Source organism: Chitinophaga sp. (assembly GCF_036566945.1).
GTDB lineage: Bacteria > Bacteroidota > Bacteroidia > Chitinophagales > Chitinophagaceae > Chitinophaga.
The window spans coordinates 1-5,208 of the sequence record NZ_DATCVJ010000702.1; the positions used below are offsets into that span (position 1 = coordinate 1).

General features: G+C 49.0%; 4 protein-coding genes. All 4 read left to right on the forward strand.

What is annotated here, in order from left to right:
* Positions 1–102 precede the first annotated feature (102 nt).
* Positions 103–540, forward strand: coding sequence for a DUF5004 domain-containing protein (locus VIP81_RS21160; protein ID WP_331965922.1), 438 nt, complete (start codon positions 103–105; stop codon positions 538–540).
* Between the two features lie 21 nt (positions 541–561).
* Positions 562–1,524 (forward strand): DUF4961 domain-containing protein, encoded by a 963-nt coding sequence (locus VIP81_RS21165; protein ID WP_331965925.1) that lies wholly within the window; start codon positions 562–564, stop codon positions 1,522–1,524.
* A 27-nt stretch (positions 1,525–1,551) separates the two neighbouring features.
* Positions 1,552–4,629, forward strand: coding sequence for a SusC/RagA family TonB-linked outer membrane protein (locus VIP81_RS21170; RefSeq protein WP_331965928.1), 3,078 nt, complete (start codon positions 1,552–1,554; stop codon positions 4,627–4,629).
* 22 nt (positions 4,630–4,651) lie between these two features.
* The coding region (locus VIP81_RS21175; RefSeq protein WP_331965931.1) for a RagB/SusD family nutrient uptake outer membrane protein at positions 4,652–5,208 on the forward strand (557 nt) is incomplete at its 3' end.

Genomic DNA, 5,208 nt, shown 5'->3' on the forward strand with positions numbered 1-5,208 from the left:
ACACAATTTCCGCGAAGCCATGTACCTGTGGGCCATCCCACAAGGTGAAACCGCGAAATCGCCTGAGTTAAAACAAAATCCATCCTGGTAAAAAGCAATTCCATGAAAGCAAAATTCCTCATATGGTTATTGATGCCCATACTGGCACTCTTTATCAACGCCTGCGAACGCCGCGACATGCTGGTGCCGGAACCGGTGAAAGATATTACCGGCGAATGGCGCATCGTGAAAGCAGTACGCAATGGCGTGGATATTACCACCCTGACAGATTTTACCAAATTCAGGATTCGTTTCACGGCAGATCTTCAATACACCATTGAAAATCCACTGCCTTTTGTAGTGAGCAAAAATGGCAGCTATGCATTAGATGATCCTAAATATCCTTTCCGGATCAACTTCCGCCAAACAGGCGTCAATGCCCCGGTGAGCACCACTTTCACTTATCCGGTGGTGAACGGAAAACGGAATATGAATTTTAGTTTCAGTCCCGGCTGCACCGCTAACACATACGACTATACGCTCGAAAGATTGAATCCCTGATCCAACATAATTCAACACGTTATGAAAAATTATACATACGGTATTATCCTTTTTCTGCTCCTGCTGGCGGGCTGCGTATTCCTCGACGGGGTAGACCAGCCTTCTTCTGCCAAAGCAGGCGAGGATTTGACCATCGTGATGCACAACCGCCTGGATGTGGCAGATGGTGGCCGCAGCAACGTAAGACTGATCATCGGTTTCCTGGCGCCTAAAAGCTGGGCAGCCAGCAATACTTCTGTCATCACCTTTACCACTACTACTTACGGCAGCGGTAAAATGGTGCCCATCCCATCGTCTGTAATCGCCGGTGGTGGCCTCACCTGGCCGACTGCACTCAAAAACCGTTTCGGCATGGGCGGCAACTATATGACAGATGATCTCGAATGGGTAGTGTTCTGGACAGAACAAGCCTATAATGTACCACAAGGTGTAAAAGATAAAATCGATGTGACCATGGTGATCAAACCAGGTCCGGAAAATATCCAGTTTAAAACCGGTTACTTCCTCGGCACCAGCAGCGAAGGACTCAGCGATGTATTCGGTTCCAACAACGTATACAAATGTCAGTTCAAAGACTGCTTCTCCATCACCGAAGGACAGGGAGATGTGATCGACTTCTGCAATCCGCAGATAGCCGCCGTGACGCCCGGTGTAGCCACGGACAATGATTTTCTCACGCTCAGCTTCGACCCGGATGTGGTGCCCACTGCCCTCAATGGCGTAGGTAGCATCTATTTATGCGCAAAAGGATATACCAGCGACGGACAAGTACAGGAAGTATGCACACAAACAGACAGCACAAAACTGAAAAGTTATACCGGCAATAAATCCGCAATCACCCTCTGGCCCCGCGCATATTTCCAGCTGCAGGATGGACAAACACTGACGAAGATCGAATACTTTTTTACAGATGCCACCGGCACCGTAAAAGTAGGATTTGGCAATACCACCGCGCCTTTCTTGTACACATTTAAATGTCAATAACGACCTCCGCTCCATAAAACTGATACAATGGCTCACAGCTACATCCACAAATATATTCCAGCCCTTGCCTGTTTTGTATTGGCGCTTTGCGGAAACGTGCAGGCACAACAAGCCGGCGCCATCTCCGGCAGGCTGATAGATAATTATGGCCAGCCACTTAAAGGTGCTGCCATCTTCATAAAAAATACAGGCGACAGCACCAGCAGTAATGCCAACGGCATATTTACCATCCGTGCCACACGTAACAGCACACTGATAGTACAATATCCCGGCTACAAAGCACTGGAGCAAAAGATTCACGATACCACCGCACTCATCCTGCGCATGGAAGAAGTATTCATTCCTTTGCCCCAGCGTATTCCGGTACTCTATGGTGAAGCTTCTCCGAAAAGTTCAGTCGGCTCCATCGCTACGGTATACACCAATCAGTTGTCTACCACACCAGCTACCTTGTACGCCTATACGCTGCCAGGTCGCCTCGCAGGACTGTATACCCAACAGGTGAGTGGTTTCCGGAATCCCGGCACCGGCAACAATTTCGACGTAGATATCTTCGTTGGAAATATTCCCCGCCCCGGCGCATCGGAACCGAACGATAACACCGAAATGAATTTATATTTACGCGGGCAGGTGCCGGTTACAATAGTAGACGGTGTACAACGCGATGTGTTTTCCATCGATCCGGAAAGCATAGCATCTATCTCCGTACTGAAAGATGGATTGTCTACCATTATGCTGGGTCAACGCAGCTCCCGCGGCGTATTGCTCGTCACCACCAAACGCGCCCGCGCCGGCAAACCACGGGTGTCTTTTACAGCACAAACAGGCGTTCAGCAGTCGCTGAGTTTACCGAAACCATTACCTGCCTGGCAATATGCCTACCTGCTAAATGAAGCCCTGCAAAACGACGGAAAAGCACCTTTATACAAAGAGGCCGACTTCCTCGCTTTCCGCGATCATACAAAACCATATGCCAATCCAGACGTAAACTGGTACGATGAAGTATTACGTGATAACGCCCCTATGTCCCGCTACAACCTGAACATCAACGGCGGCGGCAATGTGGCCCGTTACTCCGTGTCACTCAATTATACCGATCAGCAGGGTATCTTCAAAACATCGCCTGCCAACAGTTATAACACCAACGCCGGATTAAAACGTTATCTCATTAACACCGATCTGAGTATCGATGTTACCAGCAACTTCACCGTAGGCATGCAGTTGTTTGGCCGCCTCCAGGAAGGCACACAGCCCGGTGCAGGTAGCAGCAGTATATTGCAGTCACTCCTGGCTACACCGAATGGCGCCTACCCGGTATATAATGCCAACGGCAGCTGGGGTGGTACCAATAATCTCACTACCAACCTCCTCTCGCAAACCATCAACAGCGGCTATATACAGGACAATAGCAAAGATGTGATGGCCAACGTAGACCTGCGGTATAATCTGGGTGACTGGCTGCCCGGACTGTCTGTAAAAGGAAAAGGTAACCTGTCTATCCAATCCGCCAACGCGATAGACCGCAGTAAAAACGACCTGGTATACCGCATGTCGATAACACCCGAAGATACCCTGTATGCTAAATACGGTACTGCAAAGGCACAGCAAAATAATTTTATGTCGGTGTTTAATGCACAGTATTTCTTCGGACAAATATCCCTGAACTACGATCGGCAATTTGGTCGGCATGGCGTAAATGCCGTGGTGCTGGCGGATACCAGGCAAACCACCTTTAACTACGACCTGCCCGGTAAATCTACCAACCTGTCTGGCAAACTAGGCTATAACTACGGGGATAAATACTTCATAGAAGGAGCACTTAACAGAAGCGGCTACAATCGTTACATGCCCGGCAAACAATACGGTACCTTCTTCGCCGGCGGCATTGGCTGGGACCTGGCACAGGAAAACTTTCTGAAACACAACAACTGGCTCAATCAATTAAAACTACGCGGTACCTATGCACATACCGGCAACGGAATCGATAACTCCGGCTACTACATCTGGCGCCAGGACTTTAGCGAAAACAATGGCATCGGCGGCGGTATCTATGCGCAGGGAACTACCCGCTCCCCCGGATCAGGCTTCCAGGAAAACGGACTGGCCAATGTGAATATCTCCTGGGAAACAGCCCGTAAAATGGATGTAGGATTGGATGTATCCCTGTTCAATAACCAATTGCAGATAACCGGTGATTATTACCACGACCGCTACGAAAATCTCCTGCAGATCCGCGGAAAAAGTATTGCCCTTTCCGGCGCCAGCTATCCTCCGGAAAACATCGGCATTAATTTATACCAGGGTGGCGAACTTACCGTCACTTATCAGGGCAACATAAAACAGTGGCATTATTTCATTACGGCCAATGGCAATATCGAAGGCACCAAAGCCATTTTCATGGACGAACAACGCCGCGACTACGAATGGAATAAAAGAACCGGACAACCCGTAGGCATGCGCTTCGGATATGTGGCTGACGGACTTTTTCAATCGGCCGAAGAAGCCGAAGGAAGCGCCACCATCGCGGGTTATAAACCCATTGCCGGTGATATCCGCTACAAAGACCTGAACGGCGATGGCGTGATCAACCAGTTTGATGAAGCACCCATCGGAAGTTTTAAACCACGCATTTACTACGGTGTGAATATGGGCTTTTCCTGGAAAGGAATAGAAGCGAGCGCACTGTTACAGGGCGTAGCCAACAGGGTTAATTATGTAGACAACTTCGCCACAGAAGCAGGTTTCCAGTTCCTGAACTTCACCTATGGTCAGGCATATCAGCAAATTACCGGCCGCTGGACACCGGAAACAGCTACTACGGCTACCTATCCACGGTTGACAGCCGATGCGAATAACAACTATAACAAAGTATCGTCTTCGTTCTGGGTACGCAATGGCAATTACTTCCGGTTGAAAAATATCAACATCGCCTATAATCTTCCCTATAGCTGGACCAGCCGCGTGAAGCTCGGTAGCGTAAAGGTATTCGCCAATGCGCAAAATTTGTTTACACACGCTGCCTACGATTTTATTGACCCGGAAGTGGGAGTGGGGGCCTATCCCATACAACGGGTACTGAACACGGGTATCAACATAAAATTCTAGTCAGCCATCCAAACAACGCACCATGAAACATTTCCGCATATTGTTCCTGCTGGCCGGCTGTATAACAGTCATCATCAGCTGCCGAAAAGATTACGAAGTTATTCCACTCGAAAAGGTGACCATTGAATATGTATTTGATCAGGATGATTCACTGGGCACTTATGCCAACAAATTTCTCAATAATATTTACGCCAAACTACCCGGAGGTTACAATCGCGTAGGCGGTGATTTGCTCGACGCAGCATCCGATGACGCCATCTCCGGTCTGGTCGGTACTTCCGCTGTATCACAACTCGCTACCGGCGCCTATACTTCCTATGCACCCATAGGAGATGAATCGCCCTGGAACAACTGCTATACCGCCATCCGCGCAGCCAGTCTTTTTGTATCCAATATCGATGTGTCGCCCGTGAAAGAAAAGTTACCGAACGGCGCCTCCGTACGGTACGCATGGAAAGCAGAAGCACGATTTATCAGGGCCCTGTTTTATTTCGAACTGCTGAAACGCTATGGTGGTATACCGCTCATGGGAGATAAAGTAAGAGAACTGGGAGATGATGTACAAGTGCCCCGCAGCTC